The organism is Tenacibaculum sp. Bg11-29 (assembly GCF_002836595.1).
GTDB lineage: Bacteria > Bacteroidota > Bacteroidia > Flavobacteriales > Flavobacteriaceae > Polaribacter.
Genome location: NZ_PJBB01000003.1, coordinates 1,032,725 through 1,049,072 on the forward strand (window position 1 = coordinate 1,032,725; position 16,348 = coordinate 1,049,072).

Sequence of the window (16,348 nt, forward strand, 5' to 3'; positions counted from 1 at the left end):
CCATTGATACTGATGATAAACCTGCTAATTGTAAGAATTTTTTTCTATCCAAAATATTTTTTTATTAAAATACAATATATCTTTGCAAATATGGGAATTATACGTGTAAACAACATCCGGTTATATACAAATCACGGATGTTTAGAAGAAGAAGCTAAAATTGGCTCAGAATATCGAATTGATATAGAAGTGAAAGCAGATTTACAAAAATCAGCAAAAACAGATGAACTAGTTGATACTGTTGACTATGTTCATTTAAATCATATTATTAAAGAAGAAATGGCAATTCGATCTAAATTATTAGAGCATGTTGCGCAACGTATTTTAGATAGAGTATTTAAAGAAATACAATTAATTGAAGAGGTGGAAGTTAGCGTTTCAAAAATTAATCCACCGATAGGAGGTAATGTGGCTGAAGTGGTAATTGTTTTAAAAGAAGTGCGTAAAAGTTAAAAAAAACTTGCATTAAAGGATAAAAGATGTAAATTTGCAGTCTTTATTACCAAAGGGTGTCTTGGCCGAGTGGCTAGGCAATGGTTTGCAAAACCATGTACAGCGGTTCGAATCCGCTAGACACCTCAAAACCGTTATAAGTCAATTGATTTATAACGGTTTTTATTTTTTAGAAAATAGCTATCTGCAAATAAATTATTTAAGAAAAATAAATAGCATTATACCATTTTTAGAAGTAAATTGTTTTTTGCAAGAGCTATTAAAATATGGTTATGAAAATGTCCTAAGCCCTTGTTGTTAAATAGTAAAAATGTAATCCAATGAAAAAAAACATCACCATGACTACTTTCTGGCTATGTTTGGTATTGTTAACTATTACTAGTTGTACAAATATTTCAAATGCAAAGGGAAAAAGCATATCAAAAGTTCAGAAAATTCATGTAGAACCTGAAGGGATAGATACCGAAAGTTACACAAACATTTCAATTGCAGAGGAAAACCCTATGTCAATAATTAAGAAAATTTATGTTGAAGGTGAAGCGGAAGGAACAGATGCGGAAATACGAGTTAATGATATTCCAATCATATACTTAAAAGCGGGTTCTGACGTAAAAAGTGTTCTTATTGAAATAAATTTATTATCAGGAACCAATACGCTTTCTATTATCCCAACAGGGAAAGAGGGGGCTGTTATAACACGCATAGTCGCTTATAAAGTTGGTGATTGGGTAGATGGCAGGGGAGGTGAAACGCTTTTGGTATTGAGAGCTAAAAAAGGAAAAACAGTAACAGGAACAGTCGAACTATCAGCTAATCGGCCTGAATGGGAGTGGTTGACCGCAGATATAGTGACTGATAATACCAGCCATGAAGAAGCTCTTAAATTTGCTAAATCTTATTATAAATCCTTAAAGGAAGGAGATACCAAAGTAATGGTCGAAGCACTACTACCATTGCATATGGATGAGTCAAAATTAGATACTGAGGTTACCTTGGAGGTGAGAAGTAAGGAGATTAGGGATGACTTCACCGGCATTACAATTGATGAAAAATGGAAATGGGATGATATTAAGGATATTGTTTTCCACGCTAAACCTGTTGCTAATGGTAGGCTTTACGAGCTACTACGTGAAGACGGCTCTAGTCTGTTTCGCACCAATCTAAAAGATAAACAGGGTCGTATAAACTTTAGCAGAATGATCGGGCGCAAAGATGGAAAATGGCAAATTTATCGTTAAGGCTTTATTAATATAAAATTAGTGCAATCGCCTATTCTTTATCACGTTTTTATTTGACGACTTTTTTGAGGAAATAAAATATAGTGACCGAGATAGAACTAGATTTTTCGCATGATGAAGCTTTAGATTTTTTTTTGAGATTTATAAACGGAAGGAGCCTGAAAATAGTTAATCCTTAACCAATTCTTTTAAGTTTTGATCTTGGTCAATTTGCCAAGTATTTAAAATCCCATCACCATCAAAATCAGTAATAGCAGTTGCTTTAGCTTTAAATGAACTATTAGTAGCTTCTATTACTTGATAAGAGTAATTAGAACGACCGCCTTCGTTAACTTTCTTTGGAACTACAAAATCAATTGTGCTTAAGTCATTAGAATATTTAGAATGCATAAAAAAATAGCTTCTTTGCATATTGTATAGTTGCGTAAGATTTGTTTGAGCTTCAATACTTTTTGCTTTAGAAATAAGGGGCATTAAATTAGGTAAAGCAAGTAATATTAAGATACCAATAATCATAAGAACAACTAAAAGTTCTTGAAGGTTAAAGGCGTTTATCTTTTTAAATAAAATTTTATCTGTTTTAATCATTTGTTTTCATAACCTATTTAGATTTCAAAAGTAAAAAAAAATGCTACTTTTACCACCTCGCACTCTCTATTTAAAACCACGACAAAAGGGTTCCAATATTAGAGTTTTTCAATAATAGTAAGGCTTTAAGAAATCAAAAAAATAAAGAAAGGAATATTCAATATGCGAATATTCCTTTTTTTTATTGAAAACGATCGAACTAAAAAAATACAGTTTTTTAAACAAGAAGATTACTTCATTTCACTGCGTTACATTCGTAATGACAGCTTTTTCTTTATGATTTACAAGATATGGTAGTGCTACAATCGTTAAACTGCTGGTTCACTTCCACTCTACTTTTTCTTGCTACTAAAATTTGTTCTTTGAATCTATCTTTATCAGGAATTTTTCCTTCTATAATTTCCATAGTTGTATAGCCATACAATTCAGTGGGGTATCTTTCGTAATTATAATAGGCGACAAAACGTTCTAAATCTTGTAAGTGTGTTTCTGTGTTCAAAGAATATTTTCCTCGCATGAATTCCGTTTTATAAATACTATGCGTACTTTCTGACATCGAATTAGAAAAAGGAAAGTCTTTTGTTTGGGCAGTAATTTTGGTAACTAATGGAGGTGCTTGTATATTTTGAACCCAAGTTAAAAGTTCTCCTTTATTCTCACTTCCACCATCTGACAAAATATTAATAGGATTCTCTTTGTTAAGTAATTGATGCTTGTCGAACGTTTCTAAGAACAGATTTTTAATAAAATTACTTCCCGCTTTTCCATCGGTAGCGCTATAATGTAAAATAGCTTTCGAAAAGTTATCTTTTACGAAGGCTACTTTTTGAATTCCACTCTCTATCGTAGACACATTGGTAATATCCACATGCAACCATTCAAAAATTCTAGTAGCCCTAAACCCTTTTTTAATCGGCCGTTTAAAACGTTTTGGCTTTTTATATCCTAAAGCCGAGGCATATTTAAAAAAGGTAGATTTACCACAAGTAACTAGATTATTAATAAGCGCATGATAATACAAGGTAGTTTTAGACTTTCCGAAGTGACTAGTATCGCTGACTAAGTTTTCAATAGCCACTACTTCATTAACTGTTAATTGATTTGGATGTTGTTTATAGCATTTTTGGAAAGGACTAATAGCGCAAGTCAATTTTCTTTTCTCGGTGTAATACCAATCTTTAGAAACACCGTAATATTTGCAAGCAGTAACTACAGAAATTTTAGATAGAGAAGCTAGATGTTCAACAGAACTAATAATTTTGGAAGCATGTAATTTTAGTAGCTTTTTATTGTGTGCAAGCTTACCTAACATATGTAAATAACCTTTTCTCGTCTCTGTTAAAAATCGTAAAGATTTAAACAAAAACTTAGAAGCAAATACATCTTTAATAGTATCGAATTGTTCTATGTAATCGGTAGCCCAATCATTTCCGTAATAATTATCATGTGCAAATTGATTCCAATTGTATCGGGTAGTTTTGGGTATTTGAGCGAGTTGTTTATCGTCTAGCATTCCACTTGTATACATCACAATTACGAGTGGATGATAACTTCGTTTATACATTTTTTCATAGCTTTTTTAACGTGCGAAAATATTCTTTTTAGAAACAATCAAAAAAATAGTGTTTAGAATATTTAATTATTTTCTAGTAACAAATTCAAAAGTATCTTCTGGATAAGTACATAATACTGTAGAGGTAGTATAATTATAAAAAAGAAGAATATAGAAGGAAATATGTTTATAATTTGATGTATGAATTTAATCTAACTCTGTGAGTGTCCTTTCTTTTAATTGAAACAGAAACAGAGACAGTAATAAAATAATAATACTAAAATAAGTTTATTTTAGATTTCACAGATTAAGAGTGCGATTAGAGTAACATGCATGAATTTATACAAAAACGTATCTGTTTTTTGAGCTGCTTTTTTGTTTTTATTAACAAAAAGTTTCGTTAAAAATCTGCATCTTTGTAGGTATGCAAATTTATCCAATAGAAACAGGAAATTTTAAATTAGATGGTGGTGCTATGTTTGGCGTAGTTCCAAAAAGTATTTGGCAAAAAACAAACCCAGCAGACGATAAAAATATGATTTCAATGGGCATGCGCTGTATGCTTATTGAAGAAGGAGATAAACTTACGTTAATAGATACAGGAGTCGGGAATAAGCAATCAGATAAATTCTTTGGATATTATTATATGTTTGGTGATTTTTCATTAGATACTTCGCTAGCTAAATATGGTTTTCATAGAGATGATATTACCGATGTTTTTTTAACACATTTGCACTTTGATCATTGTGGAGGTGTAATTAAATGGAACAAGGATAAAACAGGGTATATGCCTGCTTTTAAAAATGCAAAAGTTTGGAGTAATGAAAATCATTGGAATTGGGCTGTAGCCCCTAATGCTCGAGAAAAAGCTTCATTTTTAAAAGAAAATATACAACCAATAAAAGAAAACGGACAGTTAAATTTTATTGATAAAAACATCCAAAATCAAGTAGGTTTTGATGTGTTGCTTATGGATGGGCATACAGAAAAACAAATGTTACCTAAAATTAATTACCAAGGGAAAACAATTGTTTTTATGGCCGACTTATTACCAACAGCAGGTCACATACCTTTACCTTATGTAATGGGCTATGATACAAGACCATTACTTACCTTAGAAGAAAAAAGAATTTTTTTAAACGAAGCAGCAGATAATGATTTTTACTTGTTTTTAGAGCACGATGCTTATAACGAGTTAATTACTGTAAAGCACACAGAAAAAGGAGTGCGTTTAAAAGAGAGTTATAAATTTACAGATATATTTAATTAAGATAAACATTATGAGAGTTTTGAAACCATTATTTTACTCAGCAATTGCAATTTCTACATTAGTAGGTTGTTCATCAGTAGGTAGAATAGCAGTGCCAACAGGTAGTAATACTGTGGTAAGTATTTCAGCAAAGAAAGCTGAGTTAACAGATTACGAAAAAGATAACTGGCAACATTTAGATTTGGCGACTGACACAATTCCTGGAATGAGTGTTAATAAAGCATATGATTTCTTAAAAGGAAAGAAAAGCACAACAGTTATTGTTGGAGTTGTAGATTCTGGTTCTGATTTAAAGCACGAAGATTTAGTTGATGTTGCTTGGGTAAACACAAAAGAAATTGCAGGTAACGGAATTGACGATGATAAAAATGGGTATGTTGATGATATTAATGGATGGAACTTTTTAGGGAAATCATATAAAGAACACTTAGAATACGAACGTATTTTAATGAATCCATCAGTTGCTGATGCTAAAACTTTAGCAGAAGTAAAAGCATATCAAGCTAAAAAAGTAGCAGCAGCAAAAAAGACGAAAGAACGCTACGAACAAATGTTAGGTGGAGTAACGAAGGCAGATGCAGTTTTTAATAAGTATTTTGGAAAAGCAGATTATACAGTTAAAGAAATTGATGCTATTAATACTACAGATGAAAAATTAAAAAAAGCAATTAATACAGCAGAGTTTGCAAAGAGAAATGGACTTACTTTATCTGCTGTCTCAAAAGCTTTAAAAGGAGAAGTTAAGAAAGCTGATGCGACTATTTCTGGTGACAATTTAAAAACTGATTATCGTACAGTTGTAGGTGATAATGCTTATGATATTAATGATAAACCAGGTTCGGGAGATGGAAACATAGGACACTCTAAAAAAGGAGAAGCACACGGTTCTCACGTTTCTGGTATTATTGGTGCAACGCGTAATAATGACAAAGGAATGAATGGTGTTGCCAATAATGTAAAAATGATGGCAGTACGTTCAGTATCTGACGGAGATGAATATGATAAAGATGTAGCTTTAGGTATTCGTTACGCTGTTGATAACGGAGCTAAAGTAATTAATACTAGTTTTGGTAAAGCTTTTTCACCAAATAAAGAATGGGTTTATGCAGCTTTAAAATATGCAGCTTCTAAAGATGTGTTAATTGTAAATGCGGCAGGTAATGATGGAAAGAATATTGATGTAGAAAAAACATTCCCTAATGATGCACCAGACTTAGTAAATGAAGTTTCTGATAATGTATTAACATTAGGAGCCATGAGCGCAAAGTATACTGAAGAATTACCAGCTGCTTTTTCTAATTATGGTAAAATAAATGTAGATGTGTTTGCTCCTGGAGTTAAAGTACATTCAACAACACCAGATGGTGAGTATAAAAAATTTAGTGGTACTTCAATGGCAGCACCTTCTGCGGCAGGTGTAGCAGCTTTAGTTCGCTCTTATTACCCAGAATTATCAGCAAGTCAAGTAAAGCATATTTTAATGAATTCTGGAACTAAGATAAATTTACAAGTAAACAAACCAGGTACAGGAGAAAGATATGGAAAGCCAGCGGAATTAGTTCCTTTTGCAGACTTATCAGTATCGGGTCGTGTTGTAAACGCTTACAATGCAGTTAGAATGGCTGACAGAATGGTAAACGGTAAAAAATAAAAAAGTAATATAGAAAACAAAAAAAGAGCATTATTTGATGCTCTTTTTTTGTTGTAAATAGAACCTATGCAGTTAGAGTTTAATAAGGAAAAACAACAAATAACCATAAAAGACGATGTGCCAACACATTCTTGGTTAATTATGGTGTTAATGGTAGTTAATATACTTAATATGAGTGTTCAGTTGTTTTCTATGAGTTATTATAAAAATGAAATCCTTTTTGTATTTATGATATTACTAGCTATAATATCAATAGCTGTAATGTTTTTTTACTTGTTAAAAAGATCTTGGAAAACGACCTATCAACTATCTAAAATAAAAGGAGTAGAAACAGAGAAGGTATTTGGTAGAGATCGTACTTTTTTAAAATTAGTTAACGGAAAAAAGCGAAGTTTTTCTATATTGAAAAACGAAAACGAATTAAACAACTTAAAAAATACACTAACCTCAATAGGAATTAAAACAATTTAAAATGAAAAAAATAATTTTAGGACTTTCATTATTGTCGGTTATTTCTTGTGCATCTACAAACGCAACAAACAACCATGGAGTTAAAGTACCAGTAAAAAAATCAGCAAGTCAAAATTATTGGCAACAACACGTTGATTATACAATGGATATTGATATGAACGTAAAAACATATCAATATAAAGGAATACAAAAGTTAGTATACACAAATAATTCACCAGATGTATTAAACAAGGTGTTTTATCATTTATACTTCAATGCGTTTCAGCCAAACTCTCAAATGGATATCCGTTCGAGAAATATAAAAGACCCAGATAAAAGAGTTGGAGATAGAATTAGTAAGTTATCACCATCTGAAATAGGATTTATTAAAGTAGGCTCATTAAAACAAAACGGATCAGCTGTTAAATATGAAACAGTAGGTACGATTTTAGAAGTTACTTTAAATGAGGCAATCCAGCCGGGAGAAAGCGTAACTTTCGATATGATTTTCGATGCGCAAGTACCAACACAAATTCGTCGTTCAGGAAGAAACAATAAAGAAGGAGTTGCATTGTCTATGGCACAATGGTATCCTAAAATGGCTGAATATGATTTTGAAGGATGGCATACACCACCATATTTAGGGCGTGAATTTCACGGAGTTTGGGGTGATTTTAACGTAACACTTCATATTGATAAAAACTATGTTGTTGGTGGTAGTGGTTATGTTCAAAACCCACAAGAAGTGGGTCATGGATATGAAGATAAAACAGCAGCATTAAATATTCCATCAGGAAAAAAACTAACATGGAAATTTAAAGCACCAAACGTACATGATTTTACATGGGCAGCAGATCCTGAATATATTCATGATACATTTAAGATGGATAATGGTATCGATTTACACTTTTTATACAAGAATACATTAAGTGATTTTTATAAAGAAAATTGGAAGAAAGTACAACCTAAAACAGCTGAGTTAATGACTTATTTTAGCAAGTATATTGGGCAATATCCTTATAAACAATATTCTGTTATACAAGGAGGAGATGGTGGTATGGAGTATGCAATGTGTACTTTAATTACGGGTAAACGTAAATTTGGAAGCTTATTTGGTGTTACAGCACATGAAATGGCACATACATGGTTTCAGTTTTTATTAGCAACCAATGAAAGTAAGCACTCTTGGATGGATGAAGGATTTACAACTTATATTTCTAACAAAGCAGAAAATGAAATTTCAGGTAGAAATAAAGAAAATCCGCATTCAGGTTCTTACAGAGGTTATAATTATGTTGTAACAAGTAAGTTAGAAGAGCCTTTGTCTACACATGCAGATAGGTTTCATACTAATACGGCTTATAGTATTGCGAGTTACTCAAAAGGAAATATATTCTTATCGCAATTAGAATATATTATAGGAAAAGAAAATGTAGCAAAAACGTTAAAAAAGTACTTTACAGACTTTTCATTTAAGCATCCAGCTCCGAATGATATAAAACGTACGGCTGAGAAAGTTTCAGGTATTCATTTAGACTGGTATTTAAACGAGTGGACTCAAACTACACATACAATTGATTACGGAGTAAAATCTGTAAATGGAAAAGAAATTACATTAGAAAGAATAGGGCAAATGCCAATGCCTATAGATATTGCAGTGGTTTATACAGATGGTTCAAAAGAAGCATTTAATATTCCTTTACGTATGATGCGTGGAGAAAAACCAACAAAAGCAACAATTATTGAAGATTGGACATTTGCACACCCTACATATACATTTACATCATCAAAAACTGTAAGATCAGTAGAAATAGATCCGTCTAAGTTAATGGCAGATATTAACCAAAAGAACAATAGTTTTATTCAGGAATAAATAAACTAAACAGTATTAAAAAAAGGTTGAGAATTTTTCTCAACCTTTTTTTATTGAGTTAATAACTTTTTTTGAAGTTCTGACGGGGTTAGTCCTGTTTGTTTTTTTACAAAAAGACTAAAGTTAGAAGGGCTATCGAAATTATAATTATAAGCAATTTCTTTATAACTCAATTCTTTAAACGCTAAATCACGTTTAATATTAAGAATTAAAACATCATGTATATGTTTTAAGGGGGTTGTGTTCAACTCTTTTTTTATAATTTGTGTTAATTTTTTACTTGATATGTTTAATAGTTTAGCGTATTCATTAATACTTTTATGAGTAATAAACTCATCTGCTAAATCAATAAACTTGGCTGCCTTTTTAGTAACAATATTTTTTTCTTTGTCTTGGTCTTTAATGTTTTCTTCTAATGAATATAAAAGAGTAGAAAGTAAGTGAATTGATTTTTCCTTAAAATATTCCGATTTACTTCTTTGAATATTAAGAATACGATTTAATAAAATAAAAAATTCTTTAGTTAAATTTAAGTCATTTTCATAAATAATAGAAGATTTTGAATAGTTTTTTAACAAAGAAAAAGTATTAGTAAAAAGCATTTCATTAGTAAACTGAATTAATAAACCATCAGCTTCAGTAAATCTTTTTATTAAATGCACTTGTTTAGGTTTTACAATATAACAGCTATTATTTTTTATAGGTATATTATCAAAATCTATTAGCTGATAACCACCTCCTTTTTCAAAAAACAAAATCTCAAAATAATTATGTTTATGAATAGTATTAAAATCATATCCATTATTATAAGAAATAGGTTCAATGTTAATATTATAAGAAGCTTCTAAATTATGAATAGGAATGTTCATTGGCGTAAATTCATAAGTTTTTTGCTGTTTTTAATAAGCCTTAAAGATGCAATGAATTATATTTTTGCACCATAATTAAAATTTAAAAATAATGAAAAAATTAATTCTAGGACTTATTATATCAATAACATTAAATGTAACTGCTCAAAATACTTGGAAAGTAGACAATGCGCATTCTTCAATTACATTTTCAGTATCTCATTTTATGATTTCTGAGGTAACAGGAAATTTCGGGAAATTTGATATTACGGCTACTACAAACGAAAAATTTGAAACACCTAGTTTTGAAGTTGTAATAGATGCTGCAACAATAAATACAAATCAATCAGGAAGAGATAATCATTTAAAATCTGCAGACTTTTTTGATGTTGCAAAACATGCAAATATTGTATTTAAGAGTGCGTCTTTTAAAAGTTTAGAAGGAAAAGAGTTTGAAACTACTGGAAATATTACTATTAAAGGAATTACTAAAGAAGTAGTCTTTAAAGGTAAATTGAATGGGGTAATTGATACAAAAAGTGGAAAAAAGAAAGCAGGTTTAAAATTAACTTCGGTAATAAAGAGAGAAGATTTTAATGTAGGAAAAGGAATGAATCCCGTAGGAAAAGAAGTAAATGTTACAATTAACGTTGAAATGAATCAACAATAGATTCTTTTAATTTTGTAGTTAAAAAAATATTAATACACTTTTATAAAGGCAGAAAACTTATATGGTTTTTTGCCTTTTTTTTATTTAATGATTGTATTTTTAAAAAATGGAACAAGTAGTAGTAGATTTTAATTTATTAACGATACTAGATGTATTGTCAATAGCTACTGCCTTTATGTTGGGATTACTTTTTATAACATCAAAATCTGATAACAAAAAAGCAAATATTTTTTTAGGGCTTTTTCTATGGTCATTATCCGTTGAGGTTTTTGAATCTTTTATACAGTCTGTTGAAGGAGGGATATTTAGTGTTTTCCAATCAAGTTTATTTACGATTCCTTTTTTGGTGCTATATATCAATAAAACATTAAATAGAAAATTCTCATGGTTTTATTGCTTGTTATTTCTTCCTGGAACTTTTTTAAACCTAGGAGTTTCAGAAACAGTGTATTTAGAATATATTGAATATGTTTTTAATATTTCTTTGCTAATTTTTATCTTGAAGATGGTAAAACGACATCAAGAGAAAATAGGCGATTTTTATTCAGATATAGAAAATAAAACACTGTCTTGGATTAAAATGATCGTCTATATCTTTTTGTTTTTTCATACCCTTTGGATTCTTGAAGATATTGTTGGGGTTCAAAATGAAGAACTTCCACAGTTTTTTGCGATGGCTTCAAATATCCTTACTTTTTTCATGATTTATTGGATTGGTTATAACGGGTTCTCGCAATCAGAAATGTTTAAGTTGTCCTTGTTTTTAGATGAAGAAACAATAGTTGAAACTGTTGAGAATGTGTCAGAAACGGAAGGTGAATTCAATAAAATTATGTTGAAAATTCAACAAGAAAAACTCTTTTCAATTACTGGTGTTAACCTAAAATTTTTAGCAAGTCAATTAGAGTTAAAAGAAAAAGAACTTTCAAGGTTGATAAATAAACATACCAATAACAATTTTTATCATTTTATCAATCAATTTCGTGTTGATGAATTTAAAAACCTATTACTCTCTCCAAAAGCAAAACAGTTATCTCTGTTAGGTTTGGCTGAAGAGGCAGGTTTCTCTTCAAAGTCTACATTTTACACAGCCTTTAAAAATGTAGAAGGCATCACTCCTAAACAGTATCAAAATCAATTAAAGAAGTCCGAATAAGCGAAGTCGGACTCTTATAGCTTAATATTTAATAAGGTTGGTCGTTTATTTGCTGTTATCTATTTGTACAGTAAAAATAAAACGAATTTAAAATTTATAGATTATCATGAATACCACCCTTAAATTATTACCTGCAATCTTGCTAATGGTTTCTTTAGTTAACTGTTCTAGCAATGATGAAATTATTACAAACGGAGATAACACCTCATCAAGCACTTTAGAAGCGTACTTAAAAGCAAACGCCGATTATGTACATTCAATTAATGGTTTTTATATTGTAGGAAGCGCAAAAAAACCTTCCTCAAACGAAACTACTTCTGGTACCACAGGTAAAGATGTTTTTGAGGACAGTGTTCGTTTGTTTAGTAACTTTTTAGATCAAGATAATAATGGAATTATCGATGATGATAAAAAAGAATTAAATAAGCGATTGTCAAAAACAATGCTTTTTGTTTCAGGGCCTTTAATTATGGTGGATAAAATATCGGCCGCAAGCGAGGTTACTGGTAAAGGTCTTTATGGTATGAGTATGCAAACTGATAATTGGCCATACATAAAAAAATACAATGGTAAAGGTTGGAGTGTTAATAAACTGTATTCTTCTACTTGGAGACCTCTCGATTTTAATGCCCTTTGGGAAGAAGTATTTCATACCGTTACAGAAGCCTTTAGCAGAGTAGATAAAGAGTTTGCCTTTTCAACAGGGGGAGCTTTAAGAAAATATATGGACGATGATATTACTGAAAAAACATATGATATTTCTGTGCAAAACGCAGAAGAAAATGGTAATTACGATAAAGTAACCGCTGTAAATGAATACATACATCAAATTTGGGCTATCAACTTTGCTGGACATGCTAATAAATTAAATATGCATCAGGAGAAAGCATTAAAATTTATGAAGAATAAGGGGGTTCCTATGAAAATTATCCCTTCATATGCTCACGTAATAGGAACTAAAATTAAATAATTCCTTAATATTAAAAACTAAAATCATGAAAAAATTAGTAAATTTAAGTGCGTTAATTACTTTAATCGTCACTTTTGGATGTGCTTCATGTTCAAAAAACGACGATGTTATATTAACAAATAATGTAACACAAGGAAACGACCCTAATTTTAAAATCGTTGCCAATACTGATACAGGGTTAACCAATTTTAATAGGAAAGTAATAGTTTTTGGAATAGATATTTATGCCGCGAAAAAAGTAGAAGACGCAAAATTATTACATGCAGCTAATTTAATGGCGCAATATTTAGATAATAATGAAGACGGCATAATAGATAATAAATTGGTTGTCGATAAGATGATTGAAAATAAAGCATTCTTATTTCTGTGGAAATCGCAATCTGACATGCCCTCTAATCCACCTTCTGGAAGATTAGGGCAGGATTTAGGAAATGATGAAACAGTTCCTGTTTGGCATACAAACGGACATACAGGAAGGTACGACGCAGCCATTGAAGAAGTATGGCATATTATTACACATGCCGGTTATGCAAAAGCGTACCCAACAATTTTTGGAGAAAATGCAGGTACTTCATTAAGCAATGCTATGGATATTGCTCGGGGAGGTAACTTTACAACAATTCCTAGTTCGTACCCGACAAGTGCTTGGTACAGTTATAACGATACTACTTGTACATACGATTGTCAAGCAACCGAGTATATATATTGGACAATGAGCTCGATATTAGGTGCGCAAACAAATAGATTAAATGAAATTCAGCAAGAATGGAAATTAAATACTAAAGCTAAGATAGAAGCTACAGATAAAGCTATTTATAGTTTGCTAACAGATTCTAAATATAAGTTTCCAACAATTTTACCAGATGGAACTTATAAAAGATAATTCTCATACTTTTGGTAGGGCAATTATAAAATTACTTGTTTTAACTAAACAACGAACTATATTTCATCACTGGAGAAGAAATTGGAAATATAGTTTTTAACATTGTGCTAGAAGCACATACTTCGGTAATTTCTTGAAAAAGTTATTACATGAGTATGTGCTTTTTCATTTATTATAATTTAAACGAATTTAAAATGAAAACAAAGATGAACACAATAGTAAAATTAATCGCATTATCTTTTATTATGGTCTTTACCAATTGTGGTAATAATGATACACCTATAGCTAAAAGCCAAAAAACTGCTTTTGGAATTTTTAAGATTACAAATGATAAAACTGTTGTCGAAATGAATGGAACTATTGGTAGTTCGTCATTAATAGATTTCAATAAATTATATGTTGCGTACCCAGCGGTTACTAAAATAAACATCAAACAATGTGATGGTTCAACTGACGATACCATTAACTTATTAGTATCTAAAAGAGTGTACGATTTAAATATTGAGATTCACTTATTAGATAACGCTTCAATAGCTTCTGGAGGAGTTGATTTTTTCTTGGCAGGAAAAAAACGAACTAGAGATAGCAGTACAAAAATAGGAGTGCATTCTTGGGCTGGAGATGGATCAACTGCGACAGATTTTCCTGTAGGGCACGCGAATCATTTACCATACATAAATTACTATAAATCTATTGGATTTACAGATGTAGATGCGAAAGCTTTTTATTACTTTACAATAAATGCGGCAGCAGCAAGCGATATACATTGGATGACTGAAAAAGAAATCGCAACTTATAAAATGTTGAAATCGTAAAAGGAATTGAAAAGCTTATAAAACCCTTTCACTTATTTTGAAAGGGTTTCTTTTTATATAGAAATCACTTCAACATTTTTGCGTAATTTTGCATTTCAATTTCAACAGAAGATGTCAGAAGAAACAAAATCGCTTAATTTTTTAGAACAAATAATTGAAGAAGATTTGGCAAACGGAATGCCACAAGAAAATTTACGTTTTCGTTTTCCTCCAGAGCCTAACGGATATTTACATATCGGTCATACAAAAGCTATTGGAATTAGCTTTGGTTTAGGGCAAAAATACAACGCTCCAGTAAACTTGCGTTTTGATGATACAAATCCTGCTAAAGAAGAGCAAGAATATGTAGATGCGATAAAAAAAGATGTTACTTGGTTGGGTTATAAATGGGAAAAAGAATTGTATTCGTCTGATTATTTTCAACAATTATATGACTGGGCTGTTTTATTAATAAAAGATGGTAAAGCGTATGTAGATAGTCAATCTTCTGAAGAAATGCGTGCTCAAAAAGGAACACCAACGCAAGTAGGTATAAATAGCCCTTTTAGAAATAGATCTGTTGAAGAAAACTTAGATTTGTTTAGCCAAATGAAAGCTGATGAATTTGAGGAAGGAACTCATGTTTTACGTGCTAAAATAGATATGGAATCACCAAACATGTTATTGCGTGATCCATTAATGTATCGTATCTTAAAGAAGACACATCACAGAACAGGAAACGACTGGGTTATTTATCCGATGTATGACTGGACGCATGGTGAAAGTGATTATTTAGAACAAATTTCACACTCTTTATGTTCATTAGAATTTAAACCTCACAGAGAATTATATAACTGGTTTCGTGATAATGTATTCGAATACAGTAGAGCAACATATCCGAATCCACCAAAACAACGCGAGTTTTCTCGTTTAAACTTAAGCTATACTATTATGAGTAAGCGTAAGTTGTTAACCTTGGTTGAAGAAGGAATTGTAAATGGATGGGATGATCCGAGAATGCCAACAATATCAGGATTAAGAAGACGTGGTTATACACCAGCTTCAATCCGTAATTTTATTGAAACAGTAGGAGTTTCTAAAAGAGAAAACATTATTGATGTTTCTTTATTGGAATTTAAGATTCGTGAAGATTTAAATAAAACTGCGAATAGAGTAATGGGAGTTTTAGATCCTGTTAAAGTAATTATTGATAATTATCCTGAAGATAGAGAAGAAATTCTTATTGCTGAAAATAATCCTGAAGACGAAAATTCTGGCACAAGAATAGTTCCGTTTTCAAGAGAAATTTATATCGAACGTGAAGATTTTAGAGAAGAAGCAAATAAAAAATTCTTCCGTTTAAAATTAGGAAAAGAAGTTCGTTTAAAAAATGCTTACTTTATTACAGCAACGAGTTGTGAAAAAGACGAAAACGGAGAAATAACTGTAATTCATTGTACATACGATCCGTTAACAAAATCGGGAAGCGATACAGAAGAGAGTAAGCGTAAAGTAAAAGGAACGTTGCATTGGGTTTCTGTAAAGCATGCTGTAAAAGCTGAAGTAAGAGCATATGACAGATTGTTTTTAGATGAAGCACCAGATTCTCATAAAGACAAAGATTATATGGAATTTGTAAATCCAAATTCTTTAGAAAAAATTACTGCTTTTGTTGAACCAAGTTTACAAACAGCAAAAATTGGCGAGCAATTTCAGTTTCAACGTTTAGGGTATTTTAATGTTGATGATGACTCTACGTCAGAAAATCTTGTATTCAATAAAACAGTTGGATTAAGAGATAACTGGGCAAAAAAGAGCTAACTAAAAAAGAATTAAAACTTTAATTTTAACACCTCATAATTTTACAAATTATGAGGTGTTTTTTTATAACAAAAATCCATTTTTCATTTTCGATAGAATATGTATCTTTACTGATTAAGGAAAGCTATGAT

The 16,348-nt window shown here is 30.8% G+C and carries 15 protein-coding genes and 1 tRNA gene; 13 read left to right on the top strand and 3 right to left on the bottom strand.

What is annotated here, in order from left to right; genetic code table 11:
* Nucleotides 1-90: 90 nt before the first annotated feature.
* The 3 genes from folB (at nucleotide 91) to CXF68_RS04640 (ending at nucleotide 1,691) form a co-directional block, all read left to right on the top strand.
* On the top strand, nucleotides 91-453 hold the full coding sequence (gene folB / locus CXF68_RS04630) for a dihydroneopterin aldolase (protein WP_101043191.1): 363 nt from the start codon (nucleotides 91-93) through the stop codon (nucleotides 451-453).
* Between the two features lie 55 nt (nucleotides 454-508).
* Nucleotides 509-579: transfer RNA gene (locus CXF68_RS04635), tRNA-Cys, on the top strand.
* A 194-nt stretch (nucleotides 580-773) separates the two neighbouring features.
* Nucleotides 774-1,691, top strand: a complete 918-nt coding sequence (locus CXF68_RS04640; protein WP_101043192.1) for a hypothetical protein — start codon at nucleotides 774-776, stop codon at nucleotides 1,689-1,691.
* Between the two features lie 168 nt (nucleotides 1,692-1,859).
* Here the strand turns inward: CXF68_RS04640 and CXF68_RS04645 are convergent, their stop codons facing one another.
* Nucleotides 1,860-2,279, bottom strand: a complete 420-nt coding sequence (locus CXF68_RS04645; protein WP_101043193.1) for a type IV pilin protein — start codon at nucleotides 2,277-2,279, stop codon at nucleotides 1,860-1,862.
* A gap of 274 nt (nucleotides 2,280-2,553) precedes the next feature.
* Complete coding sequence (locus CXF68_RS04650) at nucleotides 2,554-3,843, bottom strand: hypothetical protein (RefSeq protein WP_157821855.1); 1,290 nt, start codon at nucleotides 3,841-3,843, stop codon at nucleotides 2,554-2,556.
* Between the two features lie 412 nt (nucleotides 3,844-4,255).
* Between CXF68_RS04650 and CXF68_RS04655 the strand changes: the two genes are divergently transcribed.
* The 4 genes from CXF68_RS04655 (at nucleotide 4,256) to CXF68_RS04670 (ending at nucleotide 9,075) form a co-directional block, all read left to right on the top strand.
* Nucleotides 4,256-5,101, top strand: coding sequence for an MBL fold metallo-hydrolase (locus CXF68_RS04655; RefSeq protein ID WP_101043195.1), 846 nt, complete (start codon nucleotides 4,256-4,258; stop codon nucleotides 5,099-5,101).
* Nucleotides 5,102-5,111: 10 nt separating this feature from the next.
* Entirely contained in the window at nucleotides 5,112-6,752 is a 1,641-nt protein-coding gene (locus CXF68_RS04660) for a S8 family serine peptidase (protein ID WP_101043196.1), read from the top strand.
* 66 nt (nucleotides 6,753-6,818) lie between these two features.
* On the top strand, nucleotides 6,819-7,223 hold the full coding sequence (locus CXF68_RS04665) for a hypothetical protein (protein ID WP_101043197.1): 405 nt from the start codon (nucleotides 6,819-6,821) through the stop codon (nucleotides 7,221-7,223).
* A 1-nt stretch (nucleotide 7,224) separates the two neighbouring features.
* Nucleotides 7,225-9,075, top strand: coding sequence for a M1 family metallopeptidase (locus tag CXF68_RS04670; RefSeq protein ID WP_101043198.1), 1,851 nt, complete (start codon nucleotides 7,225-7,227; stop codon nucleotides 9,073-9,075).
* Nucleotides 9,076-9,125: 50 nt separating this feature from the next.
* Here the strand turns inward: CXF68_RS04670 and CXF68_RS04675 are convergent, their stop codons facing one another.
* On the bottom strand, nucleotides 9,126-9,944 hold the full coding sequence (locus CXF68_RS04675) for a helix-turn-helix domain-containing protein (RefSeq protein WP_101043199.1): 819 nt from the start codon (nucleotides 9,942-9,944) through the stop codon (nucleotides 9,126-9,128).
* A 91-nt stretch (nucleotides 9,945-10,035) separates the two neighbouring features.
* Between CXF68_RS04675 and CXF68_RS04680 the strand changes: the two genes are divergently transcribed.
* The 6 genes from CXF68_RS04680 (at nucleotide 10,036) to CXF68_RS04705 (ending at nucleotide 16,217) form a co-directional block, all read left to right on the top strand.
* Nucleotides 10,036-10,593: a YceI family protein gene (locus tag CXF68_RS04680; RefSeq protein ID WP_101043200.1), complete on the top strand. Its 558-nt coding sequence runs from the start codon at nucleotides 10,036-10,038 to the stop codon at nucleotides 10,591-10,593.
* Between the two features lie 106 nt (nucleotides 10,594-10,699).
* Nucleotides 10,700-11,749: an AraC family transcriptional regulator gene (locus CXF68_RS04685; RefSeq protein WP_101043201.1), complete on the top strand. Its 1,050-nt coding sequence runs from the start codon at nucleotides 10,700-10,702 to the stop codon at nucleotides 11,747-11,749.
* 106 nt (nucleotides 11,750-11,855) lie between these two features.
* Nucleotides 11,856-12,719, top strand: a complete 864-nt coding sequence (locus CXF68_RS04690) for a hypothetical protein (protein WP_101043202.1) — start codon at nucleotides 11,856-11,858, stop codon at nucleotides 12,717-12,719.
* 25 nt (nucleotides 12,720-12,744) lie between these two features.
* Complete coding sequence (locus CXF68_RS04695) at nucleotides 12,745-13,602, top strand: hypothetical protein (protein WP_101043203.1); 858 nt, start codon at nucleotides 12,745-12,747, stop codon at nucleotides 13,600-13,602.
* 206 nt (nucleotides 13,603-13,808) lie between these two features.
* Nucleotides 13,809-14,417 (top strand): alpha/beta hydrolase, encoded by a 609-nt coding sequence (locus tag CXF68_RS04700; protein ID WP_157821856.1) that lies wholly within the window; start codon nucleotides 13,809-13,811, stop codon nucleotides 14,415-14,417.
* 111 nt (nucleotides 14,418-14,528) lie between these two features.
* Nucleotides 14,529-16,217 (top strand): glutamine--tRNA ligase/YqeY domain fusion protein, encoded by a 1,689-nt coding sequence (locus CXF68_RS04705; protein ID WP_101043205.1) that lies wholly within the window; start codon nucleotides 14,529-14,531, stop codon nucleotides 16,215-16,217.
* Nucleotides 16,218-16,348: the final 131 nt, after the last annotated feature.